Consider the following 24,609-nt stretch of genomic DNA (forward strand, 5'->3'; position numbering starts at 1 on the left):
CCAGGGTACGGTTCCGAGGCCAGGCACCGTACCCTGCCCCGGACCGCGCGCCGTGGCCCGGAGGCGTCCTGCCGGTTCCGTGGCCCGGGGATGTGGCCGTTCGCGGCCGTGTGCCCGGCCCGGGCGTCCCGAGGGACGCCCGGGCCGCTGCGCTACTTCTCCGTGACGCCGGCCGAGTCGAACGTGGCGACCTCGTGCATGGCGCGTGCCGCGCTCTGGACGACGGGAAGCGCCAGCAGCGCGCCCGTGCCCTCGCCGAGGCGGAGGTCGAGGTCGACCAGCGGGCGCAGGCCGAGCTTGTTGAGCGCGGCCACATGGCCCGGCTCGGCGCTGCGGTGGCCCGCGATGCAGGCGGCCAGCGCCTCGGGGGCGATGGCCCGGGCGACCAGGGCGGCCGCGCCGGTGCTGACACCGTCGAGGACGACCGGCGTGCGCAGCGACGCACCGCCGAGGATGAGACCGACCAGTGCGCAGTGTTCCAGGCCGCCCACGGCCGACAGCACGCCGATGGGGTCGGCGGGGTCGGGCCGGTGGAGTTCGAGCGCGCGGCGCACGACGTCGACCTTGCGGGCGTGCATCTCGTCGTTGATGCCGGTGCCGCGGCCGGTGATCTCCGCCGGGTCGGCGTCCGTGTAGACGGCGATGAGGGCCGCGGACGTGGTCGTGTTGGCGATGCCCATCTCGCCCGTCAGCAGCGCCTTGTTGCCGGCGGCCACCAGGTCGCGGGCCGTCTCGATGCCGACCTCGATCGCGGCGACCACCTCGTCGCGGGTCAGCGCGGGGCCGGTGGTGAAGTCGGCCGTGCCGGGCCGGACCTTGCGCGGCAGCAGCCCCGGAGTGGCGGGCAGATCGGAGGCCACGCCCACGTCGATCACGCAGACCTCGGCGCCGACCTGGGTCGCGAAGGCGTTGCAGACCGCTCCCCCGCCGAGGAAGTTGGCGACCATCTGGCCGGTGACCTCCTGCGGCCAGGCCGTGACTCCCTGGGCGTGCACGCCGTGGTCGCCCGCGAAGATGGCGACCGCCGCCGGCTCCGGGATCGGGGGCGGGCACATCCGGGACAGGCCGCTGAGCTGCGCGGAGATGATCTCCAGCATGCCGAGCGCGCCGGCCGGCTTGGTCATCCGCTTCTGGCGCTCCCACGCCTCACCGAGCGCCTTGGCGTCCAGCGGGCGGATGTTTTTGACGGTCTCCTGGAGCAGGTCGTGCGGCTCCTCCCCGGGCAGCGCACGACGGCCGTACGTCTCCTCGTGGACGACCCACGACAGCGGGCGGCGCTTGGACCAGCCCGCCTGCATCAGCTCGGGCTCCTCCGGGAACTCGTCGACGTAGCCCACGCAGAGGTACGCGACGACTTCGAGGTGCTCGGGCAGGCCGAGCGTACGGACCATCTCGCGCTCGTCGAAGAAGGAGACCCAGCCGACGCCCAGGCCCTCGGCACGGGCGGCGAGCCACAGGTTCTCGACGGCGAGCGCCGAGGAATAGGGCGCCATCTGCGGCTGCGTGTGGCGTCCCAGCGTGTGGCGTCCGCCGCGGGTGGGGTCGGCGGTGACGACGATGTTCACCGGGGTGTCGAGGATGGCCTCGATCTTCAGTTCCTTGAACTGCTTGGCCCGCCCCTTGGGCAGCGACTTGGCGTACGCCTCGCGCTGGCGCTGGGCCAGTTCGTGCATCGTGCGGCGGGTCTCGGCCGAACGGATCACGACGAAGTCCCACGGCTGGGAGTGGCCGACGCTCGGCGCGGTGTGCGCGGCTTCGAGGACGCGGAGGAGGACCTCGTGCGGGATGGGGTCGCTGCGGAAGCCGTTGCGGATGTCGCGCCGTTCGCGCATGACACGCAGGACGGCCTCACGTTCGGCGTCGTCGTAGCCGGGCGCGGGGGCGGTCGCCGGCGCGGGGTCGGCCTCGGGAGCGGGCGCGGTCTCGGGAGCGGCGTCGGCCTCCGGAGCAGGCGCGGGCTCGGCGTCGGCCTCGGAGTGGGCTTCGGCGGAACCGGCATCGGCGTCGGCGGGCTCGGCGTCGGCGGGCTCGGTGTGGGCGGCGGCCTCGGTGGTGTCGGGGGCGGCGGTGTCGCCTCCGGGATCCTCGGTCTCGGCGTGCTGCGGCGCGGGGGTGTCCTCGGGCTCCTGCGCCGGAGCCGCCTGGACCGGAGCCGCCTGCGCCGCGGCCTCGGGGGCCGCTTCGGCCGAGGGGGCCGCCGGTTCGGGGGACACTTCGGCCTCCTGTGCGCCGACGGACTCGGCCTGTGCCGCCGGTGCCTCGGCGGCGACGACCTGGCCGGTCTCCGCGGCAGCCGGCTCCGCGGCGGTCACGGGCTCGGCCTCAACGGCCTCAACGACCTCAACGACCTCAACGACCTCAGCAGGCACCGCGCTCTTGGCGGCCTGCGTCACAGGCTCTTCTCCCACGGCGTCCGCCGCGGGGTCGGCGCTCTCGGCGGCCCCGTCCTCCGCGGTGGTCTCCGTCACCGCCTCCACGGCCTCCGCCGCCTCGGAGCCGCCGGCGCGCGGAGCGGGCACGGTGGCCTCCTGCGCGGGCGCGGTCGCGCTCACCTCGGCGGCTTCGGTCATTTCCGCCCCGGCGCCTGCCTCCACGGTCACTGGCTCGGCGACCGCCTCGGGGACGACCGTTTCTGCGGATGCCGCGGGTGGGTGCTGCACCTGCTCCTGTGGCGGCTGCGGGTCCCAGGGGGCGCCGGGCTGCGGCGGGATGTCTCCGAGCTGAGGGCCCGGGAGCCCGGCAGCGGGCTCCTCGCTCGGAACATCGAGGTATTCCACGCCCGTCGCGGCGGACTGCTCCGGGGCGGGCCGCACGACCATCGGGTGCGGCGGGGTACCCGCGGGTCCCCGGTCGGCGAGCGAGCGCACCACGCCGGTGTTGGGCTCGGGCACCGGCGGACCCATGTGGAGCGGGCGGCGCGCGGGCGGCGGCGTCGGCATGGCGGAGGTCGCGGCCGCGGGCATCCGTACGGCCCCCAGATCAACGGAGCCGGAGTCCCGGCCACCGGCCTCGTGGGCGCCGGTCTCGTGCGGCGCCTGCTGCGCCGCGGCCACGTGCTCCGGCGCGGCGGCGGCCTCCTGCGGAGCGGCGTGGGCGGTCTCCCCGGCCGGTGCGTCGGCCACGACGGCGGTGTGCGCGCCCGCGCCGTGGGCCGTCTCGGCGGCCACCGGCACACGGTCGCCCGGCGCCACGCCGGGCACCACGGACATGGTGCCCTGGACCTGCGCCAACGGCTCCTGCGGCAGCCCCTCCTGGGACACCTGCTGCGACGGTACGCCGGGCAGCGGATCGCCCGGGGCCCCGAGCGCGTGGACGTCCTGTGCGGGGGCGTCCTGCGCCTGGACCGGCGCGGTCTGCTGGGCCGGCGCGTCCTGGAAGGCGGGCTGTTCCGGCGGCAGCTGCGCCTGGGCGTCCTGCGGCTGCGCCGCCTGCGCGTACGCGGCGGCGTCTGCCGCCGGCGCCGGGGTGACCTCGACGAATTCCGGGGCGGGCACCGGCTCGGGCGCCGCTTCCTGCCCGACGGCCTGCGGGACACCGGGCGCGGCCGGGTACTCGTGCGTGCCGTACCCCGCCGCCTGGTAGTCCACCTGGTAGGCGCCGCTTGCGTGCTGCGGGACGGCGTCCTGAGGGTCCGTCGGCTGAACGGAGACGGGCGCCGCCGCGTACTGGTCGGCGGCGGGTGCTCCGTGCGCCTGTGGCGCCTGCGCCATCGGCACCTGCTGCGGGTCGCTCCAGGCTCCCTGGGCTCCCGGCATCAGCAGGAGGTCGTCCTCTTCGGAGGTGTGCTCGGAGGGTTCGAGGTAGGTGTACGCGCCGGGGGCGGGGACGCCCGGCTGCTCCACCATGCCTGCGTTCTCCGGCAGCCCCTGGCCCGGGATCTGGCCGGTGTCAGTCATGCGTTCCCCTCGCCCATCGGTTTGCTCCTTCGCCCATCGCCCGGGACGTCCGACCGGCACACCTGACGCCCGTGAACAACAACGAGCGTGTGCGCCGCGCGGCACGATCGACCCCGGACCCAAGCATTGTCGCCGTCGTTCGCCACCATGGCAGCAAGATCCGCCGCGGTCCGCTGTGGGCTGCGCCACGTCGCGCGCCCCCCTGGTTCCGACGTACCACAAACGGGAGCCAAAGTGGCTCCCTTTTCCGGACATTGACGAACCAATCGGCGAACGCCCGGGTGCGGTACAACGATCGGCCAGCCTACCTCCCGCCGTCCGCGGCAGGGGGCGTGGGCCGGGGTTCGCCGGGAGCGGGCGGTTCTACGCGCGGGGCTCCGGGTGGCGGCCGCAGAGCAGGAAGACGACGGTGCGTTCGCGCTCCGTCCAGTCGGCGGTGTCCAGTTCGACGGCCTGGAGCAGCGCGCATTCGACGTCGTAGCCCCCGGCCGCCAGGGCCGCGCCGATCGCCTCCGCCTCGTCGCGGGTGGAGGCGTGGGTGACGATCCGCTGGGGCCTGCGGTCGGCGACCGCCGTGACGACGAGCACTCCCCCGCCCCCGATGCGTACGACGTCCGGTTCGGGCAGCCGCTCCAGTACGTGCGGGGCGTGTCCCTGGACGACCTGGAGCTGGACGCCCAGACGCCGTGCCTCGCTCTCGCTGCGGCGGCAGGCGTCGGGGTCGGCGTCGACCGCGATGACCGCGGCTCCGAAGCGGGCGGCCTCGGCCGCGAGCGCGCCGCCGCCGGAGCCGATGTCCCACACGAGGTCGCCGACGCGGGGTCCGAGGCGGGCCAGCTGGGCGGCGCGCAGTCCCGCGTACTCGCCCTCGCCGGCCTGCGGCGCCCGCGGGTCGGCGGGCGGCAGGGCCCAGCCGCGCAGCTCGGGCGGATAGCCCGGTTCGTGGCCGGCGATCCAGCCGGACCCGGTGCCGGAGGCGGCGGTGAGACTGCCTGCTCCACCGATGACGATGACGACGTTGGGGTCGCGCCACACGAGGTCGGCGACCTTGTCGGAGGTGAGGACGGTGACCTGTTCCCGGGAGGTGCCCAGCTCCTCGCAGATGACGAAGGTGCGGTGCACTCCGTCGAGGAGGAGGGCGAGTTCGGCGGGGCCCGCGCCCGGGGAGGTGAGGACGGCGACCTTGGTGTGGGCGCGGCACACGTTGACGGCGCGGCGCAGTGTGCGGCGGTGGGCGACGACGATCCGGGCGTCGTCCCACGGCATGCCGGCCCGGGCGAAGGCGGTGGCCACGGACGAGACGGCGGGGACGACCTCGACCTCCAGGCCGTGCTCCGGCGCGCGCAGTGTGCGGACGACGCCGAAGAACCCGGGGTCCCCGTCGGCGAGCACGACCGCGCTGCCGCGGTGGCCCGCGATGCGCCGGGCGGCGAGGTCGACGCTGCCGAGGCGGATGCGTTCGGCGCGGGGCGGGACTTCGGGCAGGGCCAGGTGGTGGGCGGCGCCGGCGACCAGGGTCGCGGCCGACAGCGCGGACCTGGCCGCCTGGGTGAGCGGTGAGCCGTCCCAGCCGATCACCGTGACCCGGTCGGCCATCTCGTCAGTCTCCTGGAGTTGTTGCAGGTGGGGGATGCTCCGCGGATGCGCGACACCTTGTGGGGTCGCCTCGTGAGCGTACCCGGAGCGGTTCGGGGGCGGTGAGGGTGTGCCTCCGTGCCCGGGAACGGGGCGGCGGCTCAGTTCCAGTCGGTGTAGGAGGCGTAGCCGGCCTCGGTCAGGCGGTCGGCCTCCAGGTCCTCGGGGAGCAGGCTCCATACGATGAGGTCGGTGCGGACGTCGGTCCAGGCGCCCTCCTCCGTCTGGGCCCGCACTATCCACGCGTTGCGCAGGACGCCTTCGCTGATGCAGCCGATCTTCTGGGCGACCTGTTGGGAGGCGGTGTTGTCGGCGGCCGTGCGCAGCTCCATGCGTTCGAACCGCTGGTTGCGGAAGAGCCACTGGGCGACGGCGAGGACGGATTCGGTGGCGTAGCCCTCGCCGCGCGCCCAGGGCGCGGTGACGTAGGCGACCTCGGTGGCGAGCGTGCGCCAGTCGGTGTTCTGCAGGTGGACCGTGCCGACGAGCCGCTGGGTGAGGAACTCGGTGACGGCGAGGACGATGCCCCTGCCCGTGGTGCGTTCAGCAGGAGCGATCCTGCGCACCCAGTCCTCGGCGTCCTGCGCCGTGTAGGGATGCGGTACCGACGTCCAGGCCGTGGTCAGCTCGTCGTTCATCATCTCGGTGAAAGCCGGGATGTCGGCGTCCTCGAAGGGGCGCAGCACCAACCGCTCCGTGCTGATGGACACGTCCGGGAAGGTGTGAGTCATGCACTGCTCCATGCCGGGACCGTCGAAGGGGTCGTTGCCGTGTGTGCGTCGTAGCCGTAAAGGCACAGCATGCAACATCCGCTGCCGGCTGCGCATGGCCGGGTGCAGGTGCGACGCGGCCCCGCGCACCTTGGTGGGTGCCCGGGGCCGGCGTCAAGTGGCGTGATGACGTGGTTACTTGACCGCGCCGGAGGCGGCGACGACGGAGCCCTGGTACGTGTCCTCGATGAACTTCTTCACCTCGGGCGAGTTCAGGAGCTTCGCGAGCTTCTGCACGCGCGGGTCGTCCTCGTTGCCGTCCTTGACGGCGAGGAAGTTGGCGTACGGGTTGCCCTCGGCCTTCTCCAGCACCAGGGAGTCCGAGGCGGGCTTGAGGTCGGCCTCGATGGCGTAGTTGCCGTTGATGACGGCGGCGTCGACGTCGTTCAGGGCGCGGGGCAGCGTGGCGGCCTCCAGCTCCTTGAACTTCAGGCCCTTGGCGTCCTGGACGTCGGAGAGCTTGGCGTCGTTCCCGGCGCCGGCCTTCAGCGTGATCAGACCGTTGTCGGCGAGCAGCTTGAGCGCGCGGCCCTCGTTGGTGGTGTCGTTGGGGACCGCGACGGTCTGGCCGGCCTTGATGTCCTTGATGTCCTTGACCTTGTGGGAGTAGAGGCCGAGGGGCTCGAGGTGGACGTTGACGACGGGGACGACGGTCGTCTTGTTCTTCTTGTTGAAGTCGTCCAGGTACGGCTTGTGCTGGAAGTAGTTGGCGTCGACCTGGCCCTGCTGGGTGGCGGTGTTCGGCAGGACGTAGTCCGTGAACTCCTTGACCTCCAGCTTGAGGCCCTCCTCGGCCGCGAGCTTGTCCTTGACGAAGTTCAGGATGTCGGCGTGCGGCGTCGGGGACGCGGCGACGACGAGCGCCTTGGACTCGTCGGCCTTGGCACCGGAGTCGGTCCCGGCGCCCGGGTCGGAGGCCGTGCCGCAGGCGGTGAGGCCGAGGGCGAGCGCGGCGGTGGCGGCGGCAGCCGCGGTGAGCTTGGTGTTCTTACGCACGAAGAGTGCCTCTTTCTGATGGGTGGAACAACGCCCGGACAAGGAGTGCGGGCTGTTTGGGTGGACGTCCGCGGGTCAGCCCGCGGTGTGTCCGCGTCGGGCCAGCAGCCGCACGACTCCGTCGCCGACGAGCTGCACGACGGTCACGATCGCGATCAGGATCACGACGGTGATGAGCATGAACTGCGTCTCGAAGCGCTGGAACCCGTAGGTGACGGCCTTGGAGCCGAGACCTTCGCCGCCGACCGCTCCGGCCATCGCCGAGTAGCCGACGAGGACGATCACGGTGGTGGTGACGGCCGCGACCAGCGAGGGCAGCGCCTGCGGGAGCAGCACCTTGCGGACGATGGTGGGGATCGAGCCGCCCATGGACTGGACGGCCTCGACGAGCCCGTGGTCGACCTCGCGGATCGCCGTCTCGACGAGCCGGGCGAAGAAGGGGATGGCTCCGACGGCGAGCGGCACGATCATCGCGGTGGGGCCGATGAAGGTGCCGACGACCAGGGTGGTGAAGGGGATCAGCGCGATCAGCAGGATGATGAACGGCAGCGAGCGGCCGATGTTCACGATCACGCCGACGACCTTGTTCACCGGGGTGTTCTGGAGCAGTCCGCCCTTGTCGGTGAGGACGAGCAGCACACCGAGCGGGAGTCCGCCGGCGACCGTGACGAGGGTGGACCACAGCACCATGTAGAGCGTGTCGAGCGTGCCCTGGGTGAGCAGGGGCTGCATCTCGGACCAGGTCACTTCGCGACCTCCTCGACGAGTGCGGGGGCCTGGGCCGGGACGGCCGCGGCGGTGTGCGGGTCGACGACGTCGACCTGGAGGCCCTGTTCGCGCAGGAAGCCGACGGGGACGACGTTCTCCTCGTAGCGGCCGGGGAGTTCGATGCGCATCCGGCCGATCTGCTTGCCGCCGACGGTGTCCATCGCGGCGCCGAGGATCGAGATGTCGACGTTGTACGTGCGCGAGAGCTGGGAGATCACCGGCTGGGTGGCGGCCTCGCCGCGGAAGGTGACGTCGACGACGGTGCGGTCGGGGCCGGAGGCGTCGCCGCTCACCGGGAACAGTTCCTGGGCGAGTTCGGAGCCGGGGGTCGCGAGCAGGTCGCTCACCGTGCCGGATTCGATGATCTTCCCCTTCTTCATCAGGGCGGCGGAGTCGCAGATGGTCTTGACGACGTCCATCTCGTGCGTGATGAGCAGCACCGTCAGTCCGAGCTGCTGGTTGAGGTCGCGCAGCAGCTGGAGGATCGACCGGGTCGTCTCGGGGTCGAGGGCGCTGGTCGCCTCGTCGGACAGCAGCACCTTGGGGTCTCCGGCGAGGGCGCGGGCGATGCCGACGCGCTGCTTCTGTCCGCCGGAGAGCTGGCCGGGGTACGCCTTGGCCTTGTCGGCGAGGCCGACGAGATCGAGGAGTTCGAGCGCCTTGCGGGAACGCTCGGCGCCGGACACGCCGAGGATCTCCAGCGGCAGTTCGACGTTGTCCTTGACGGTGCGCGAGGACAGCAGGTTGAAGTGCTGGAAGACCATGCCGATGCGGCTGCGGGCCTCCCGCAGCTCCTTCGACGCGCGCCGGCCCCGGCCGGCGAGCGCGGTGAGGTCCTGGCCGTCGACGGTCACCGTGCCGGCGGTGGGGCGTTCGAGCAGGTTGACGCAGCGGATGAGCGAGGACTTCCCGGCGCCGCTGCGCCCGATGACGCCGAAGACCTCGCCCTCGCGGACATGCAGGTCGACGCCGTCCAGAGCGGTGACTTCGCGGCCTCGCGATGAGTAGACCTTGGTCAGGCCCTTGGTGGTGATCACAGGGTTTCCGTCACTGTCGAGTGCGCGGCGCGGTGTCCGCCGGGCACGGGGCATTCGGTTCAGACAGCTCTCCGCGGCACGGCCTTCTCGGCTGGTGGCCGGGGGCGAGGCGCGCGCGGGGCAGGGCTCGGTCCGGGGTGTTCTCCGTGGCTGCGGGGACGATCGGACGCGGCGCGGCTGTCGGTCTCGCTTCGGGGCGCGAGGCGGTCAGGGACCCTCAGAAGGCGCACATTCGACACATACAACGAGCACCGGGCGTCGTGATCGCCTCGGTCGCAAGGGTGCGGCTGCTCGTCGTGGTCATGGCTGCAAGTAAAGCAGAGACGTGCGCGAGGAATTCGGCCGCGTCCGCTATGCGGACACGACCGGCACACTATGTGGACGCCTACGCTCCGGTCCGGATCGTCACGCCGTCGGCCGTCACCTGCACGGACACGGCCGCCAGGTCGGCCACCACCACGTCGGCGGCCAGCTCGTCCGCGCGATGCGTTGTGGTCAAGGCCACGGTGCGCATGCCGGCGGCCCGCCCCGACGCCAGCCCGGCCGGGGCGTCCTCGAAGACGACACAGCGCTCCGGGTCGGCGCCGGGCCGCCGGGCCGCCGGGCCGCCGGGCCGCCGGGCCGCCGGGCCGCGAGCAGATACGGCTCCGGGTCCGGCTTGCCGCGGGTGACGTCGTCGGCGGCGACGGTCGTCTTGGGCGTGATGCCCACCTCACCGAGCCGCGCCTCGGCGAGCCGCCGGGTGGCCGAGGTGACGACGGCCCACCGCTCGGGCGGCAGCTGCGCGAGGAGGGCGAGCGTTCCGGACAGTGCGGCCACCGACCCGGCGACGTCCTCGACCTCCACGGTCTCGATACGGGCGACCGCTTCCCGCACCAGGCCCGCGGGCAGCAGGTCGGCGGCTGTCTCGGCGGCGGGACGGCCGTGCAGCTCGACGCGGGCGAAGTCCTCCGCCGTGATTCCGTACTCCTGCGCCCACGTGGTCCAGCAGCGGTCGACCGACTCCAGCGAGGAGACGAGGGTTCCGTCGTGTCGAACAACAGGGCTTCGGCGTGGATCTCCATGGTTCACGACCCCAGGGCCCGGTCGCCGGCCCCTCGGGCCGGGGTCGCGCGCAGTGCGCCCTTCGCGCCGTAATACGCTCGAGCCCATGCTCGACGCCCTGACGATCGCGGTCGCCGTGACCGCGCTCGCACTCGCCTCATGGTGCGGCCTGGCCGCGTACCGGGATCAGCCGACCAAGGACTGGCACTTCATCGGCATGGCCGTGGTCTCCGTCCTTGCGCTCGCCCAGCTGGTCGTCGCGGTCGTGCAGCTGGCGCGGGGCGAGAAGGCGGACGAGGGCACGGCCATCTTCCTGGCGTACGTGATCGGCTCCGCGCTCGCGGTGCCCGCCGCCGGGTTCCTGTCCCTGGCGGAGCGCACCCGCTGGGGTTCGGCGACCGTGGCGGCCGGCGCCGTCGTGCTCGCCGTCCTGGAAGTACGGCTCCACGACATCTGGGGAGGCTGACGATGGCCGGGCCCACGACGGAGACCGAGCGGACCAGGCTGGTGCGGGGTCCGGGGCTGCTGCTGGTGTGGCTGTACGGGGTGATGTCCGTCGGCGCCGTGTCGCGCTCCGTCTACCAGATCCTGACCGACTTCGGCAGCGCGCCGCTGGCGCACGTGCTGTCCGCGGTCGCCGCCGCGGTGTACGCGTTCATCACGTACACGCTGGTGCGCGGCGGGGAGACGGCCCGCAGGGCGGCGCTGGTGTGCTGCGCCGCCGAGCTCGCGGGCGTGCTGATCGTGGGGACCTGGACGCTGGCGGAGCCGTCCGCGTTCCCCGACTCGACGGTGTGGTCCGAGTACGGGATGGGCTACCTCTTCATCCCGGTGCTCCTGCCGGTGACGGGAATGCTGTGGCTGCGCCGTGCGCGCGGCCACAGCGCCCTCGCCTAGGCGCTCGCGGCGTACGCGCCCGGTGTCTGCTCCTTCTCCAGCGTGACCAGGGTCAGGCGCGGGCCGACCTGCTCGGTCGAGACCGGTACGTAGCCGCGGCTGCGGTAGAGGTGCAGGTTGTTCTCGCTGCGGTGGCCGGTGAAGAGCTGGAACCGCTTGGTGTCCGGGTCTGAGGCGAAACGGGCCTCGATCGCGTCGAGCAGCCGGCCGCCGAGTCCGTGGCGCTGCATCCGCGGATGCACGATGAGCTTCGCGATCCTGGCCGTGCCGCTCTCGTCGACCCGGCCGCGCACGGAGGCGACCACCTCGTCGCCGAGCCTGGCGACCAGCGCGTGTCCCTGGGAGATCTCGTCCCGCAGGTCGGCGAGGGTCTGGGTCAGGGGCTCGATGCCGTAGTCGCCGTAGAGCTCGGCCTCGGTCTGGTAGCACAGGTACTGGAGTTTGAGGATGTGCTCCGCATCGTGCTCACCCGCCGCTGAGATGGTCACGCTCATGCCCATGTGCGCATGCCTCCCGCTCACCTGTCCGCCGGTTGTCTACCGCTCCTTTCCCCGATGTTCAGGAGCCGCAACCTCTGCCGCGAGCATTCTGCGCAGACATCCCAGGCAGCGGGAACGCATCGGCCCCAGACTCCCCTGTGAGATTCCCAACGTCCCTGCGATTTCCCGGTAGGTGGGGTCCTTCGGGGACAACATCGCAGTCAGCAGCCGGGGGCAGCTCCCGGGGGTGCGGGCGACGGCGGCGCGCAGCACGCGCCGGCGTTCCGACCGCAGGGCGGCGGGCTCGGGGCCTTTGGACGCGTCGGCGGCCGGGCCGTCGGCGGGTTCGTGACGGTACGGCAGTTCCCGGGCGGCCGTACGGCGGGCGCGGCGGGCCTCGGCACGGACCACCGCCTTGACCCAGCGGGCGGCGTCCGGCGGCGGGCCGTCGTCGTCGAGCCGCTCCAGCAGCCGTACCCACACGGCCTGTTCGAGGTCACCTGCCTCCAGGGCGGTGCCGGGCGCCTCCGCCGTGGCCTCGGCGCTGACCAGCGGGCCGAGGACGGCGACGACATGGGCGGGGGTTTCGTCGAGAACGGTCATGCCCGGCCTGACGTCGGCCCGCGGACCGGCGGTTTCGCAGAGCGGACGGCATCACCCGTACGGGGCCGTCGCCTGTGGCCGCGGCCGCCGGGTACCGGCGACGGCCGTCAACCGCGTGCGCAGGTCGCACGGGGCGACGGAAAGGACCCGGCGGCCCGTGACGGGCGGCCGGGTCCGCGGGGTCCGGGTGTGGCGTGACCGGACCCCGCCGGCAGGAGGGGCTGAAGGCGTGTCAGGCGGTGAAGTCCGCCACCGCCAGGAGGCCCGTGTCCGGATTGTCGGTGAAGATGCCGTCGATCCCGGTCGCCAGATACGCCTTGTACGCGCCGAAGACGTCCCCGTAGGCGTTGGGGTCGGTGCCCCGGCGGAAGTCGGCCGGCAGGAAGCTGTTCTCGTTGCGCATCGTGTACGGATGCACCACGAGGCCCTTGGCGTGCGCGTCGCGTACGAGCGTCGTGGCCCTGGTCAGGCGGCCGTTCGCGTCCTTGGGGATGACGAGGTCGAGCAACGGGCCGATGCCCTGGGCGAATCCGGCGATCCAGGCGAGTCCCTCGGGCGTGACCAGGTCGGCGACGGTGCGCGGGTCGCCGGACTCACGGAAGTCCCACGGACGGTCGTCGGGCGTCCACAGCAGGACCACGCGCGGCGTGCCCACGAGCTTCGCCATGCGCTCCATGCTGGTGGGCTCGAAGGACTGCAGGAACGTCGGCGAGTCCGCGCGGTGGCGTCCGTAGCGCCGCAGCAGCCTGGCCAGGCGCTCCTCCAGGCCGAGCCCGATGCCCCGGAAGTAAGTGGGGTGCTTGGTCTCGACGTGCAGCCACACCGGGCGGCCGCGACGGCGGCCCGCGTCCTCGGCCCAGCGCAGCACCTCCTCGAAGGTGGGCACGGTCCAGCGGCCGTCGTAGAGGGTGTTCTCCTGGCGGGTGCCCGGTATGCGCTCCTTGGCGCGGAGCGTCTTCAGCTCGGCGAGCGTGAAGTCCTCGGTGAACCAGCCGGTGATGCTGACGCCGTCGACGGACTTGGTGGTCCTGCGCGAGGCGAACTCGGGGTGCTGGGCGACGTCCGTGGTGCCGGTGATGTCGTTCTCGTGACGGCATACGAGATGACCGTCCTTGGTGGGCACCAGGTCCTGCTCGATGACGTGCGCGCCCATGTCGAGGGCGAACTGGTACGCCCCGAGGGTGTGCTCGGGGCGGTAGCCGCTGGCCCCGCGGTGCGCGATGACGGCAGGCACGGGCAGTCCCTTGTACGACGGGCCGCCGCCGGAGCGCTCACCGGCCTGTGCCGTGCCCGCACCCGCGCCCACGCCGAGAGCGGCCGTACTCAGAACGGCGGCTCCCAGAACCGTCCGGCGTGCCGGACCGCTGCTCGCACCCTGTGTCATGAAACGTTCCTCCATGTGATGTCCCGCACCTGTCGAGCGTCGCCCGATCGTATGCAGCCGCCCCTTACCCGCGGCAGACCCTGGGCGAACACCGTGAAAACGCGCGTCAACAGTGCGTATCGCCTCGGTGAACCCGATGTGCGGCGGACACGACCCGCGAGTATCGTCCTCACCTGCACAGACTCACGCACCGCAGCAGCGACTGCGCCGGCCATCACCGTCCCGTCCCATGACACCGGAGGACCCGTTGTCCCGCTTGACGCTCATCAAGGCAGTGCTCGGGCCGTTTCTGCGTCTGATGTTCCGCCCCCGCGTGGAAGGCGCCGAGAACATTCCGGGGACGGGGCCGGTCATCCTCGCCGGGAACCACCTCACCTTCATCGACTCGATGGTGCTGCCCCTGGTGACCGACCGTCCGGTGTTCTTCATCGGCAAGGACGAGTACGTCACCGGCAAGGGCCTCAAGGGCCGCGCGATGGCGTGGTTCTTCACCGGCGTCGGCATGATCCCGGTCGACCGTGACGGCGCCAACGGCGGTGTCGCCGCGCTGATGACGGGCCGCCGGGTGCTGGAGGAGGGCAAGGTCTTCGGCATCTACCCCGAGGGCACCCGCTCCCCCGACGGCCGCCTCTACCGGGGCCGTACGGGCATCGCGCGCCTGACGCTGATGACGGGCGCGCCGGTGGTCCCCTTCGCGATGATCGGCACGGACAAGCTCCAGCCGGGCGGCGCGGGCCTGCCGCGCCCGGGCCGGGTGACGGTCCGCTTCGGCGAGCCGATGGAGTTCTCGCGCTACGAGGGGATGGATCGCGACCGCTATGTCCTGCGGGCGGTCACGGACTCGGTGATGGCGGAGGTCATGCGGCTGTCGGGCCAGGAGTACGTGGACATGTACGCCACGAAGGCGAAGGCGGCGTAAACCTGCCGGGCGGGTGGGCGGGGTGCCTGCGGGTCTGTTCCCGCCCCCGCCCTCTCCCGTGACCGGGCCCTCCGCGTACGCCCTGCGGGCGCAAGGGAACCCCCAGCGCCTCAAGCGCCGGCGGGGCTGGATTTCGCTGCGCGAAATCAGCCCCGCCGGCGCTTGGACATCGTGCGAGCGCGGCACCGGATCCGGGCGGAGCCCGGTTCGGAAGCAGCCGCCCGGCGCCCCCGTGCGTCAGTGCTCCACGCCGTACGCCAGCTTCTGCCCCCGCAGCAGGAACCACGCCGCGACCGACGTCGCCAGCAGGACCACCGCACCCACGCCCACCGCCGTCCGCAAGCCGTCGACGAAGGCCTCCTGCGCCGCGGCCAGCAGCGCCGCCGCCTCGCCGTGGGGCAGGCGGGCGGCCGCCTCCACCGCGCCGCCCAGGGACTCGTGCGCCGCCGACGCGGTGTCCGCCGGCACTCCGGCCGGGGTGGCGAAGCCGCTGTAGACGCCGGTCAGGACGGAGCCGAGCAGCGCGATGCCGAGCGCGGCGCCCAGTTCGTAGGCGGTCTCGGACACCGCGGACGCCGCGCCCGCCTGCTCCTTGGGGACGCTGGAGAGGATCACATCGGCCGTGACGGTGAACGAGAAGCCCGCCCCCGCGCCGACCACCAGCAGTGCCGCGCCCAGCAGCGGATAGCCGGTGGACTGGCCGACGAACGTCAGCGCGGCGAGCGCCAGCCCGACGGCGGCGAGACCGCCCGCGACCACCGCCCGTACCGAGAAGCGCCGGGCCACGGTGCCGGCGACGAGTCCGGTGGCCACCGCGCCGATCGCGGCGGGCAGCTCCGCGAGTCCGGCCTCGAACGGCTGCCTGCCCTGCACCAGTTGCAGGAACTGGGACAGGAAGAACACCAGGCCGGACAGGCCCAGAATGGTCAGCAGGTCGGCGAGGACCGCGCCGGAGAAGCCCCTGTTCCGGAACAGCCGCATGTCGAGCAGCGGCGCGGGCAGCGTCAGCTGCCGGCGTACGAACCCGTACAGCGCGGCGACGCCGATCACCGCGGCGGCGCCCGCGACCGGACCGGGCCCGTGGCTCGACGCCTCCTTGACCGCGTACACGACGCCGACCATGCCGACGAGCGACAGGGCGACACTGACCAGGTCCCACGGACCGGCCACCGCGTTCCTGGACTCGGGCAGCAGCCTGACGCCGACGAGGACCAGCACGGCCATCACGGGCAGGTTGATCAGGAAGACGGAGCCCCACCAGAAGTGCTCCAGCAGGAAGCCGCCGACCACGGGTCCGACGGCGGCACCGGCCGAGGCCATGGCACCCCAGATGCCGACGGCGAGGCTGCGCTCCTTCGGGTCGTGGAAGATGTTACGGATCAGGGCCAGCGTGGACGGCATCAGGGTGGCGCCCGCGACACCGAGCAGTGCCCGTGCGGCGATCATCATCTCGGGGCTGGTGGCGTACGCGTTGAGCACGGACACGGCGCCGAACGCGACCGAGCCGCCGAGCAGGAGCCTCTTGCGCCCGATGCGGTCGCCGAGGCTGCCCATCGAGACGAGGAGTCCGGCGATGACGAACGAGTAGACGTCGCCGATCCACAGGAGCTGGTTGCCGGTCGGTTCGAGGTCCTCGCTCAGGAACGGGGTCGCGAGGCCGAGGACGGTCGCGTCGACCGCCACCAGCAGGACGGCCAGCACCAGAACGGAGAGCGCCAGCCACCGCCCGGGGCGGTACACGGTCTCGTCCGCCCTGGTCGTGGGCCGGTAGGTGCTGCTCATGTCACACTCCGTCGAACTCCGCCGAGCAGCAGCTCGGCGGTCATGTCCTGGAAGTCCTTCTTGGCGACGCGGCCGTCCATGACGGCCCACGCGCAGGAGCCGATGAGCGCGTACAGCGCCTCGGTCAGCCATGCGGGCGGAAGGTCGATGCGGAACTCGCCCCGCTCCTGGCCGCGCCGGAAGTGCGCCGATACCCGGGCGTCGAGCCGCGACCAGCCCTCGTTGACCTGGTCCCCTTCGAACAGCTGGTTCTCGGTGTAGAGGAAGGCCAGCAGATCGGCGGCGGGCTCCATCTCGGCGATCAGCCGCCGCAGTCCGTCGCTCGCGTCGCCCTCGTCGAGCCGCGCCCGGTCGAGCGCGGCCTCGAACTCCTGGATGCCGAACGCCTCGAGCGCCCTGACGAGCGCGTCGCGGCCGGCGAAGTGGCGGTGCAGCGTGGCACGGCCGATACCGGCGGCCCGGGCGACCTCGTCCAAGGTGGCGGTCGATTTCCGGGACAGCAGGGCTGCGGCGGTACGGAGTACCTGTTCACGATCCATGGCCATGAGACAAGCGTAGCCCATGTGAGACACCCATGTCTCATTCAATACAGGGGCGTCCCTCTGGGGGCAGGTACCGGGGGCGCGTGCACGCCCGGCGCGCGACCACGGCGGGAGCGGCGCAGTCCCGCCGTCCGGCACGGACCTCGCCCGGATACGGGAGGCCGCTGTGCTCTGCGGGGGGTCTTCGCGGCCGAGGACCTCGACGCCTCGGCCCCCCCATGCTGAACCGGCTGCCGGCCCTCAACGCCGGTACACTGCACCTGATTTCGCAAGGCCCACCACGGAGATGCACCCCCGGGCCGAGACGTGGGGTGAGGGGTGCCTCGCGCCGTCGTGTCCGGCTCCGACCGTCCTCATCCGGGACCGTCCTCATCCGGGACCGTTGCGGCGGCGCCCGGCGGCGTCCGCGCCTCCGGCGGCTGCCCGCAACGTCTTCACCGTCGTCGGCAGCCGTCCCGTCCAGCGCTCCTGCTCACACCGCTGCGCCCCCCGCCAAAGGGTGGTCGCCCACCGGCCCACCCCCGCCCGACCGCCCCGCTGACATTCCCGAGGAGACGGCTGCCCGTGAGACCCCTGCTGCTGATAGACGTCGACGGCCCGCTCAATCCGTACGCCGCCCGTCCCGAGCGCAGACCGGAGGGATACGGCACGCACCGGATGCGCCCGACCGGCTGGACGGACGGCAAACCGCTGCGGGTGTGGCTCAATCCCGGTCACGGCACCGAGCTGCTGGCCCTGGCTCGGTGGTACGACCTGGTGTGGGCGACGACCTGGAAGGGCGAGGCGAACGACTGGATCGGGCCCCGGCTCGGGTTGCCGGAACTGCCGTTCATCGACTGGCCCCAGATGCACGGAAGGGCACCGCGCGGCACCTTCTGGAAGACGCAGTACATCCTCGAGTACGCGGCGGGTCGGCCCTTCGCCTGGGTCGACGACGACATCACCCCGTACGACCACGAATACGTGGAGCAACAGCACCTCGCCGCCGCCCTGTTGCTGCGCGTCGACGAGCGGATCGGGCTGACCCGGCCGGACTTCGACGCGCTCGCGGACTGGGCGGCGGCGCTGTAGTGCCGCGGGCCGTTACTGCTTGGCCTTGGCGGAGGCCCAGGCGTGCTGTATCACCAGATCGGCCTTGACCTCGTTGAGCTGGACGGCGACCGCGGACGGGGCCGTGCCCCCGCGGCCGCTGCGGGACGCCAGCGCGCCGGGCACGTTCAGGACGGTGCGGACCTCGGGCGTGAGGTGCGGCGAGATCTTCGCGAACTGGTCGTCCGTCAGCTGGTCGAGCTCGATGCCGTGCTGCTCGCACTCCTTGACGCACTCACCGGCGACCTCGTGGGCGACCCGGAACGGCACGCCCTGCTTGACCAGCCATTCGGCGATGTCGGTGGCGAGCGAGAAGCCGGCGGGGGCGAGTTCCTCCATGCGCTCCCGGTTGACGGTCAGCGTCGCCATCATCCCGGTGAACGCCGGCAGCAGGACCTCGAGCTGGTCGCAGGAGTCGAAGACCGGCTCCTTGTCCTCCTGGAGGTCGCGGTTGTAGGCGAGCGGCAGCGCCTTGAGCGTGGCGAGCAGGCCGGTGAGGTTGCCGATGAGCCGTCCGGACTTGCCGCGGGCGAGCTCCGCGATGTCGGGGTTCTTCTTCTGCGGCATGATCGACGACCCGGTCGAGAAGGCGTCGTGCAGGGTCACGAAGGAGAACTCCTTCGTGTTCCAGATGATGACCTCCTCGGCGATCCGGGAGAGGTTCACACCGATCATCGCCGTGATGAAGGCGAACTCGGCGACGAAGTCACGCGAGGCCGTTCCGTCGATCGAGTTGCCCGCCGAACCGCGCTCGAAGCCCAGGTCCCTGGCCACCGCCTCCGGGTCGAGCCCGAGGGACGAGCCGGCCAGCGCGCCGGAGCCGTAGGGGGAGACGGCGGTACGGGTGTCCCACTGGCGCAGCCGCTCCGCGTCGCGGGACAGGGACTGCACGTGGGCGAGGACGTGGTGCGCGAACAGGACGGGCTGGGCGTGCTGGAGGTGCGTACGGCCCGGCATGGCGACGTCCGGGTGCGCCTCCGCGAGGCCGACGAGGGCGTCCTGGAGGTCGGCGATGAGCCCGCCGATGATCCGGGCGTGATCGCGCAGGTACATCCGGAAGAGCGTGGCGACCTGGTCGTTGCGGGAGCGGCCGGCGCGGAGCTTGCCGCCGAGGTCCGGGCCGAGCCGCTCGAGGAGGCCCCGCTCGAGTGCGGTGTGCACGTCCTCGTCGGCGATGGTGCCGGTGAACTCCCCCGAGGCGACGTCCGCCTCCAGCCGGTCCAGCCCGGCGAGCATGCGGGTCAGCTCGTCCTCGGTGAGCAGGCCCGCCTTGTGCAGCACGCGCGCGTGAGCGCGGGAACCGGCGATGTCGTACGGCGCGAGGCGCCAGTCGAAGTGGACCGACGCCGACAGCTTCGCCAGCGCCTCGGCGGGGCCGTCGGCGAAGCGGCCGCCCCAGAGCCGGACGTCACCGTTGTTGCTGCTCACAGCTGTTGCTCCTTGGGAGGGTTGTGATGTGCGGCCTCCCCGGAGCTTCGCCCGGGGACACCCCGGCCCAGCCGGACTGTCCGGGGAGGCGGTCTGTACAACGCGTGCGGGTCACGCGAGGTCGCGTCGGGCTACGCCCGCAGATGACGGCGGGCCGCGATCTTCTGCGACAGGCCGAAGATCTCGATGAAACCCTGCGCCTTGGACTGGTCGAACGTGTCGCCCGAGTCGTAGGTGGCGAGGTTGAAGTCGTACAGCGACTCGTCGGACCTCCGGCCGGTGACGACGGCCCGGCCGCCGTGCAGCGTCATCCGGATGTCGCCGCTGACGTGCTGGTTGGCCTCGTCGATGAAGCCGTCCAGGGCCCGCTTGAGCGGGGAGAACCACAGGCCGTCGTAGACCAGCTCGCCCCAGCGCTGCTCGACCTGCCGCTTGTACCGGGCGAGCTCGCGCTCGACGGTCACGTTCTCCAGCTCCTGGTGGGCGGTGATCAGGGCGATCGCCCCTGGCGCCTCGTAGACCTCGCGGGACTTGATGCCGACGAGCCGGTCCTCGACCATGTCGATCCGGCCGATGCCCTGGGCGCCGGCCCGCTCGTTGAGCTGCTGGATCGCCTGCAGGACGGTGACGGGCCTGCCGTCGATCGCGACCGGGACGCCCGCCGTGAAGGTGATGACGACCTCGTCGGCCTCCCGCGGCTCCGCCGGGTTCGAGGTGTACTCGTAGATGTCCTCGATCGGCGCGTTCCAGATGTCCTCCAGGAAGCCGGTCTCGACGGCCCGCCCGAAGACGTTCTGGTCGATGGAGTACGGCGACTTCTTGGTGGTGGCGATCGGGAGCTGCTTCTCCTCGCAGAAGGCGATCGCCCTGTCCCGGGTCATCGCGTAGTCGCGGACCGGGGCGATGCACGTGAGCTCGGGTGCGAGGGCGACGATGCCGGCCTCGAAGCGGACCTGGTCGTTGCCCTTGCCGGTGCAGCCGTGGGCGACGGTGGTGGCGCCGTGCTTCTTGGCGGCGGCGACGAGGTGCTTGACGATCGCCGGCCGGGAGAGCGCGGAGACCAGCGGATAACGGTCCATGTAGAGCGCGTTGGCCTTGATCGCGGGGAGGCAGTACTCCTCGGCGAACTCGTCCTTGGCGTCCGCGACCTCGGCCTCCACGGCACCGCAGGCGAGCGCGCGCTTACGGATGACGTCCAGGTCCTCGCCGCCCTGGCCGACGTCCACGGCGACGGCGACGACCTCCGCGCCCGTCTCCTCCGCGATCCAGCCGATGGCGACGGAGGTGTCCAGTCCGCCCGAGTAGGCGAGTACGACGCGCTCGGTCACGGGCTTCTCCTTACGGTGCGATCACTGATGGGCATAACTATGCAGAGCTTCGTATGTTTTGTCAATCGGGCCGGAATATCCGCTGGTCACCGCTGTGCCGCCTCCCTAGGCTGTCCCCGCACCATCGTCGACCGGGGGGAGGACAGATGGGCTGGGGCAAGCGAGGGGACGAGGCGGCAGGCCGTGAAGCCGTCGGCCGTCTGATGCGGGGGCTTTCCGCGAGCCACGTCCTCGGCTTCGAGGACCCGGCCCGCTGGACGGCCCTCGACCACGCGGTGCGCGACCTGGGCCGGTACGACAGCGAGCTGGCCGACCGGCTGAGGACTCAGCCGGAAACCGCCCTGTGCCACCCGGACGGACGGGTGCGGCAGGCGGCCCTCGCCACGGCAGGCCGCACGCCCGCCTTCTGGCTCCTCACCGTCATCAGGTGCGCCGACTGGGTGGAGCCGGTACGGCTGCGGGCCCGCCGGATGCTCGCGGAGCACCTCCGGGCCGAGCCCGAGGCCGCGCTGCGCACCCTCACCCCGCTGGTGCTCCGGGTCGGCCGTCGCGGGCTGGGGGTGTGGGCCCGTGAACTGTTCGAGGAGGCCCTGCGGGCCGCGCCGCACCTCGCGCTCGCCCAGCTCGGCGGCTTCGGCCGGGACACCGCCGCGCGGCGGCTCGCCGCCCGCGTCGTCCTGGACCACGGCCTGCTCGGGGTGCGCGAGCTCGCGCGGCACGCGGCCGACGACCTGGACCCCGTCCTGGGGCGGTGGTGGGCGGACGCGGCGCTCGCCGCGATGGCAGCCGAGGGACCGGACGACGAGGCCGTCGACATCCTGCTGAGCGCGCATGCGCCGCTCGTACGGTCGGCCGGGGTGACCGCGCTGCGGCGGGCGGGCCGTGCGCACGAGGCGGCCCGTCACCTCGCCGACCGCTCTCCTCTGGTGCGCGCCTGCGCCCGCTGGCTCGTGAGCGGGAACGGCGGGGACCCGCGCGCCGCCTGCACCGAGCTGTGCGCCGACCCGGCGGCGCTCGTGCCCTGGGCCCTGACCGGGCTCGCCGAGTGCGGCAGGCGGGAGGACGCCGCTGTGCTGCGCGGTTTCCTCACGCACCCCGTGGCGGGGGTGCGCGCCCAGGCGGTCGCCGGTCTGCGACTGCTCCAGGCGGTCCCCCAGGAGGACGTACGCGCGCTGCTCGACGACCCGTCGGCGGCCGTGGCCCGCGAAACGGCTCGCGCCCTCCTGCCGTTCTCGCGCCGGATGCCGGCCGAGGAGCTCTTCGAGCGGCTGTCGCCCGAACTGCCCGCGCACACGCGCCGGGCGGCCTTCCGGCTGCTGAAAGCGCACGGAGGTGTCACACAACTGCGCGCCGCCGTGCTCTTGTTGACCGACGCCGACCCCGGTGTGCGGCGGAACGCGGCGGCCACCGTGCAGGAGCGCCGCTGGCTCGACGAGCTGCCGTACGCGGAGCTCCGGGCGGATGAGGGCGGTCTGCGGGCGGAGTTGGAGGCGCTGCTGGAACGGTGCACGCATCTGTTCAGCGACCACGTGATGAACGCGATGCGCGGCCACCTCGGTGTCAGAGCCTGAATCCCAGGTGGCCGCCACGACCGCGCGGCGATAATTCCCCCATGGGAAAGACGCATGAGCACATAGACGGACGACTCCGTGCCTTCATCGAGGCCCAGCCGGTGTTCTTCACCGCGACCGCGCCGCTCTCGGGGGACGGCACGGTCAATCTCTCGCCCAAGGGCCTGAAGGGGTCGTTCGCCGTCATCGACGAACGGACCGTCGCCTACCTCGACTTCGCCGGCAGCAATGCGGAGACGATCGCCCACCTCCGTGAGAACGGCCGCATCACCCTGATGTGGTGCGCCTTCCAGGGGCCGCCGAACATCGTCCGTGTGCACGGGCGCGGCGAGGCGGTCTTCCGCGACGACGAGCGCTGGGCCGGGCTGCTCGCGCACTTCCCCGGGATCGATCCGTCACCGCACGGGTTGCGCGCCGTCATCGTGGTGACGGCCGAACTGATCCGCGACACCTGCGGGTACGCCGTGCCGTTCATGACGTACGACGAGGACCGCGACCTGCACGGGAAGCGGTTCGCGCGCGAGGACGACGCCTCGCTGGACGCGTACTTCGCCAAGAAGGAGCACATCGCGGCCAGCATCGACGGTCTTCCGGGACTGCCGCTGCCGCTGCCGCCGCTGCCCCGGTGAGCACGGGCTGAGCCACAGCACGGCGCGGCACCGCCGCGAGGGGGTGCTGCGCCGTACGGGTTCAGCGCTCCTTCTGCGCGAGCCGCAGCAGATGGTCCGCGAGTGCCTGCCCGCCGGCCGGGTCGCGGCTGATCAGCATCAGGGTGTCGTCGCCCGCGATCGTGCCGAGGATGTCGTGCAGTTCGGCCTGGTCGATGGCCGAGGCCAGGAACTGGGCCGCCCCCGGCGGTGTACGCAGCACCACCAGGTTCGCCGACGCCTCCGCGGAGATCAGCAGCTCACCGGAGAGGCGCCGCATGCGCTCCTCCTTGGCGGACTCGCCCAGCGGTGCCTGCGGAGTGCGGAAACCGCCCTCGCTGGGCACCGCGTAGATCAGCTCGCCGCCCGTGTTGCGGATCTTCACCGCGCCCAGCTCGTCGAGGTCGCGGGAGAGCGTCGCCTGCGTGACGCTCAGCCCGTTGTCCGCGAGGAGCTTGGCCAGTTGGCTCTGTGAGCGCACCGGCTGGCGGTTGAGGATGTCCACGATCCGGCGGTGGCGGGCCGTGCGGGTCTGCGGTACGGCGGGGCCGCCGTGCTCAGCGTTTTCGGGGTACCGCGCCTCTGTCATCGTCGTCTCATTCCCCGGCTCGTCCTTCCCCGTTGCTCGCGTCGAGGATGCCCGGGAGCGCCTGGAGGAACCCGTCCACCTCGGCGTCACCGATGATCAGGGGCGGCATGAGCCGTACGACATCGGGCGCGGGGGCGTTCACCAGGAATCCGGCATCCTGGGCCGCCTGTTGCACCTTCGGTGCGAGCGGTCCGGTGAGCACGATACCCAGCAGCAGGCCGCTGCCGCGGACGTGGGAGACGACCGGGTGCCCGAGACCCTCGATCCCGTCGCGCAGCTTCTCGCCGAGCCGCTTGACCGAGTCGAGCACTCCGCCGGCCGCGAGGGTGTCGAGGACCGCGAGTCCGGCGGCGCAGGCGACGGGGTTCCCGCCGAACGTCGTGCCGTGCTGACCGGGCTTCAGCAGGTCCGCCGCCTCGCCGAAGACGACCGTCGCGCCGATGGGCAGTCCGCCGCCCAGACCCTTGGCCAGCGTGACGATGTCGGGCTCGACGCCCTGGTGCGCCTGGTGCTCGAACCAGTGGCCGGTGCGCCCGATGCCGGTCTGGACCTCGTCGAGGACGAGGAGGGTGCCGGTGGCCCGGGTGATCTCCCTCGCGGCCTCCAGGTAGCCCTTGGGCGGGACGACCACCCCGTTCTCGCCCTGGATCGGCTCGATGATCACCAGGGCGGTGTCCTCGGTGACGGCCGCGCGCAGCGCCTCGGCGTCACCGTAGGGGACGTGGGTGACGTCCGAGGGCAGCGGCAGGAACGGCTGCTGCTTGGCGGGCTGTCCGGTGAGGGCGAGGGCGCCCATGGTCCGCCCGTGGAACCCGCCGGTGGTGGCGACCATGTGCCCGCGGCCGGTCAGCCGGCCGATCTTGAAGGCGGCCTCGTTGGCCTCGGCGCCGGAGTTGGCGAAGTAGACCCGGCCGGGCCGGCCGAAGAGCTGGACGAGCCGTTCGGCGAGCGCGACGGGCGGCTCCGCGACGAAGAGGTTGGAGACGTGACCGAGCGAGGCGATCTGGCGGGAGACGGCCTCGACGATCGCGGGGTGTGCGTGGCCCAGCGCGTTGACCGCGATGCCGCCGACGAAGTCGGTGTACTCGGTGCCGTCGGCGTCCCACACCCGGGCGCCCTCGCCGCGGACCAGGGACAGCTTCGGCGTGCCGTAGTTGTCCGTCATCACGCCCTGCCACCGGTGCGTGAGCTCCTGGTTCGTCATG

At 72.3% G+C, this 24,609-nt stretch carries 21 protein-coding genes and 1 pseudogene; 6 read left to right on the forward strand and 16 right to left on the reverse strand.

Going from position 1 to position 24,609, the window contains the following annotated elements; translation table 11 throughout:
• Nucleotides 1–152: 152 nt before the first annotated feature.
• The 7 genes and pseudogenes from cobT to AB0K02_RS06150 all read right to left on the reverse strand — a co-directional run bounded on the left by cobT (nucleotide 153) and on the right by AB0K02_RS06150 (nucleotide 10,166).
• Complete coding sequence (gene cobT, locus AB0K02_RS06120) at nucleotides 153–3,896, reverse strand: nicotinate-nucleotide--dimethylbenzimidazole phosphoribosyltransferase (RefSeq protein WP_365991150.1); 3,744 nt, start codon at nucleotides 3,894–3,896, stop codon at nucleotides 153–155.
• Between the two features lie 363 nt (nucleotides 3,897–4,259).
• Nucleotides 4,260–5,492: a precorrin-6y C5,15-methyltransferase (decarboxylating) subunit CbiE gene (gene cbiE, locus AB0K02_RS06125; protein ID WP_365991151.1), complete on the reverse strand. Its 1,233-nt coding sequence runs from the start codon at nucleotides 5,490–5,492 to the stop codon at nucleotides 4,260–4,262.
• Nucleotides 5,493–5,632: 140 nt separating this feature from the next.
• Nucleotides 5,633–6,262 (reverse strand): GNAT family N-acetyltransferase, encoded by a 630-nt coding sequence (locus AB0K02_RS06130; protein WP_365991152.1) that lies wholly within the window; start codon nucleotides 6,260–6,262, stop codon nucleotides 5,633–5,635.
• Between the two features lie 174 nt (nucleotides 6,263–6,436).
• Nucleotides 6,437–7,297, reverse strand: coding sequence for a MetQ/NlpA family ABC transporter substrate-binding protein (locus AB0K02_RS06135; RefSeq protein ID WP_365991153.1), 861 nt, complete (start codon nucleotides 7,295–7,297; stop codon nucleotides 6,437–6,439).
• A 75-nt stretch (nucleotides 7,298–7,372) separates the two neighbouring features.
• The gene (locus tag AB0K02_RS06140; RefSeq protein ID WP_365991154.1) at nucleotides 7,373–8,044 is read right to left on the reverse strand and encodes a methionine ABC transporter permease; all 672 of its coding nucleotides are present in this window, start codon (nucleotides 8,042–8,044) and stop codon (nucleotides 7,373–7,375) included.
• A complete protein-coding gene (locus AB0K02_RS06145) occupies nucleotides 8,041–9,102 on the reverse strand; it encodes an ATP-binding cassette domain-containing protein (protein WP_365991155.1) in 1,062 nt (353 codons plus the stop codon). The genes AB0K02_RS06140 and AB0K02_RS06145 overlap by 4 nt, the downstream gene beginning before the upstream one ends.
• A 385-nt stretch (nucleotides 9,103–9,487) precedes the next feature.
• A pseudogene (locus tag AB0K02_RS06150) lies at nucleotides 9,488–10,166 on the reverse strand (HAD-IA family hydrolase).
• Nucleotides 10,167–10,252: 86 nt separating this feature from the next.
• On the opposite strand from AB0K02_RS06150, the gene AB0K02_RS06155 reads away from it, so the two are divergent.
• Together AB0K02_RS06155 and AB0K02_RS06160 are read left to right on the forward strand one after the other, a co-directional pair.
• A complete protein-coding gene (locus tag AB0K02_RS06155) occupies nucleotides 10,253–10,612 on the forward strand; it encodes a hypothetical protein (protein WP_365991156.1) in 360 nt (119 codons plus the stop codon).
• A 2-nt stretch (nucleotides 10,613–10,614) separates the two neighbouring features.
• Entirely contained in the window at nucleotides 10,615–11,043 is a 429-nt protein-coding gene (locus AB0K02_RS06160; protein WP_365991157.1) for a hypothetical protein, read from the forward strand.
• On the opposite strand, the gene AB0K02_RS06165 is transcribed toward AB0K02_RS06160, so the two are convergent.
• The 3 genes from AB0K02_RS06165 to AB0K02_RS06175 all read right to left on the reverse strand — a co-directional run bounded on the left by AB0K02_RS06165 (nucleotide 11,040) and on the right by AB0K02_RS06175 (nucleotide 13,509).
• Nucleotides 11,040–11,543: a GNAT family N-acetyltransferase gene (locus AB0K02_RS06165; protein WP_365991158.1), complete on the reverse strand. Its 504-nt coding sequence runs from the start codon at nucleotides 11,541–11,543 to the stop codon at nucleotides 11,040–11,042. The two genes, AB0K02_RS06160 and AB0K02_RS06165, sit on opposite strands and share 4 nt — an antisense overlap.
• A gap of 36 nt (nucleotides 11,544–11,579) precedes the next feature.
• Nucleotides 11,580–12,125 (reverse strand): sigma-70 family RNA polymerase sigma factor, encoded by a 546-nt coding sequence (locus AB0K02_RS06170; protein WP_365991159.1) that lies wholly within the window; start codon nucleotides 12,123–12,125, stop codon nucleotides 11,580–11,582.
• A 232-nt stretch (nucleotides 12,126–12,357) separates the two neighbouring features.
• Nucleotides 12,358–13,509: a glycerophosphodiester phosphodiesterase gene (locus AB0K02_RS06175; protein ID WP_365991160.1), complete on the reverse strand. Its 1,152-nt coding sequence runs from the start codon at nucleotides 13,507–13,509 to the stop codon at nucleotides 12,358–12,360.
• A gap of 247 nt (nucleotides 13,510–13,756) precedes the next feature.
• Between AB0K02_RS06175 and AB0K02_RS06180 the strand changes: the two genes are divergently transcribed.
• Entirely contained in the window at nucleotides 13,757–14,428 is a 672-nt protein-coding gene (locus tag AB0K02_RS06180) for a lysophospholipid acyltransferase family protein (protein WP_365991265.1), read from the forward strand.
• Between the two features lie 237 nt (nucleotides 14,429–14,665).
• Here AB0K02_RS06180 and AB0K02_RS06185 read toward each other — a convergent pair whose 3' ends face one another.
• Both AB0K02_RS06185 and AB0K02_RS06190 read right to left on the reverse strand, forming a co-directional pair.
• Entirely contained in the window at nucleotides 14,666–16,210 is a 1,545-nt protein-coding gene (locus tag AB0K02_RS06185) for an MFS transporter (protein ID WP_365991161.1), read from the reverse strand.
• Nucleotides 16,207–16,755, reverse strand: a complete 549-nt coding sequence (locus AB0K02_RS06190; protein ID WP_365991162.1) for a helix-turn-helix domain-containing protein — start codon at nucleotides 16,753–16,755, stop codon at nucleotides 16,207–16,209. Before AB0K02_RS06190 ends, AB0K02_RS06185 begins: the two co-directional genes overlap by 4 nt.
• Nucleotides 16,756–17,316: 561 nt before the next feature.
• Here AB0K02_RS06190 and AB0K02_RS06195 point away from each other — a divergent pair.
• Nucleotides 17,317–17,823, forward strand: coding sequence for an HAD domain-containing protein (locus tag AB0K02_RS06195; protein ID WP_365991163.1), 507 nt, complete (start codon nucleotides 17,317–17,319; stop codon nucleotides 17,821–17,823).
• Between the two features lie 12 nt (nucleotides 17,824–17,835).
• Here AB0K02_RS06195 and argH read toward each other — a convergent pair whose 3' ends face one another.
• Complete coding sequence (gene argH, locus AB0K02_RS06200) at nucleotides 17,836–19,269, reverse strand: argininosuccinate lyase (RefSeq protein WP_365991164.1); 1,434 nt, start codon at nucleotides 19,267–19,269, stop codon at nucleotides 17,836–17,838.
• Nucleotides 19,270–19,400: 131 nt separating this feature from the next.
• The gene (locus AB0K02_RS06205) at nucleotides 19,401–20,597 is read right to left on the reverse strand and encodes an argininosuccinate synthase (RefSeq protein WP_365991165.1); all 1,197 of its coding nucleotides are present in this window, start codon (nucleotides 20,595–20,597) and stop codon (nucleotides 19,401–19,403) included.
• A 146-nt stretch (nucleotides 20,598–20,743) separates the two neighbouring features.
• Between AB0K02_RS06205 and AB0K02_RS06210 the strand changes: the two genes are divergently transcribed.
• On the forward strand, nucleotides 20,744–22,168 hold the full coding sequence (locus AB0K02_RS06210) for a hypothetical protein (RefSeq protein ID WP_365991166.1): 1,425 nt from the start codon (nucleotides 20,744–20,746) through the stop codon (nucleotides 22,166–22,168).
• A 41-nt stretch (nucleotides 22,169–22,209) separates the two neighbouring features.
• Nucleotides 22,210–22,797: a pyridoxamine 5'-phosphate oxidase family protein gene (locus AB0K02_RS06215; protein ID WP_365991167.1), complete on the forward strand. Its 588-nt coding sequence runs from the start codon at nucleotides 22,210–22,212 to the stop codon at nucleotides 22,795–22,797.
• A 61-nt stretch (nucleotides 22,798–22,858) separates the two neighbouring features.
• On the opposite strand, the gene AB0K02_RS06220 is transcribed toward AB0K02_RS06215, so the two are convergent.
• Together AB0K02_RS06220 and AB0K02_RS06225 are read right to left on the reverse strand one after the other, a co-directional pair.
• Nucleotides 22,859–23,404: an arginine repressor gene (locus AB0K02_RS06220; RefSeq protein ID WP_365991168.1), complete on the reverse strand. Its 546-nt coding sequence runs from the start codon at nucleotides 23,402–23,404 to the stop codon at nucleotides 22,859–22,861.
• A 7-nt stretch (nucleotides 23,405–23,411) separates the two neighbouring features.
• A complete protein-coding gene (locus AB0K02_RS06225) occupies nucleotides 23,412–24,608 on the reverse strand; it encodes an acetylornithine transaminase (protein WP_365991169.1) in 1,197 nt (398 codons plus the stop codon).
• Nucleotide 24,609: the final 1 nt, after the last annotated feature.

Origin of the sequence: Streptomyces sp. NPDC049597 (genome assembly GCF_040675505.1) — a bacterium.
Lineage (GTDB): Bacteria > Actinomycetota > Actinomycetes > Streptomycetales > Streptomycetaceae > Streptomyces.

Excerpts from the sequence above, each read along its gene's own strand:
- cobT (WP_365991150.1), bottom strand. The coding sequence starts at position 3,896 with ATGACTGACACCGGCCAGATCCCGGGCCAGGGGCTGCCGGAGAACGCA.
- cbiE (WP_365991151.1), bottom strand. The coding sequence starts at position 5,492 with ATGGCCGACCGGGTCACGGTGATCGGCTGGGACGGCTCACCGCTCACC.
- AB0K02_RS06130 (WP_365991152.1), bottom strand. The coding sequence starts at position 6,262 with ATGACTCACACCTTCCCGGACGTGTCCATCAGCACGGAGCGGTTGGTG.
- AB0K02_RS06155 (WP_365991156.1), top strand. The coding sequence starts at position 10,253 with ATGCTCGACGCCCTGACGATCGCGGTCGCCGTGACCGCGCTCGCACTC.
- AB0K02_RS06160 (WP_365991157.1), top strand. The coding sequence starts at position 10,615 with ATGGCCGGGCCCACGACGGAGACCGAGCGGACCAGGCTGGTGCGGGGT.
- AB0K02_RS06165 (WP_365991158.1), bottom strand. The coding sequence starts at position 11,543 with ATGGGCATGAGCGTGACCATCTCAGCGGCGGGTGAGCACGATGCGGAG.
- AB0K02_RS06170 (WP_365991159.1), bottom strand. The coding sequence starts at position 12,125 with ATGACCGTTCTCGACGAAACCCCCGCCCATGTCGTCGCCGTCCTCGGC.
- AB0K02_RS06175 (WP_365991160.1), bottom strand. The coding sequence starts at position 13,509 with ATGACACAGGGTGCGAGCAGCGGTCCGGCACGCCGGACGGTTCTGGGA.
- AB0K02_RS06185 (WP_365991161.1), bottom strand. The coding sequence starts at position 16,210 with ATGAGCAGCACCTACCGGCCCACGACCAGGGCGGACGAGACCGTGTAC.
- AB0K02_RS06190 (WP_365991162.1), bottom strand. The coding sequence starts at position 16,755 with ATGGCCATGGATCGTGAACAGGTACTCCGTACCGCCGCAGCCCTGCTG.
- AB0K02_RS06210 (WP_365991166.1), top strand. The coding sequence starts at position 20,744 with ATGGGCTGGGGCAAGCGAGGGGACGAGGCGGCAGGCCGTGAAGCCGTC.
- AB0K02_RS06215 (WP_365991167.1), top strand. The coding sequence starts at position 22,210 with ATGGGAAAGACGCATGAGCACATAGACGGACGACTCCGTGCCTTCATC.
- AB0K02_RS06220 (WP_365991168.1), bottom strand. The coding sequence starts at position 23,404 with ATGACAGAGGCGCGGTACCCCGAAAACGCTGAGCACGGCGGCCCCGCC.
- AB0K02_RS06225 (WP_365991169.1), bottom strand. The coding sequence starts at position 24,608 with ATGACGAACCAGGAGCTCACGCACCGGTGGCAGGGCGTGATGACGGAC.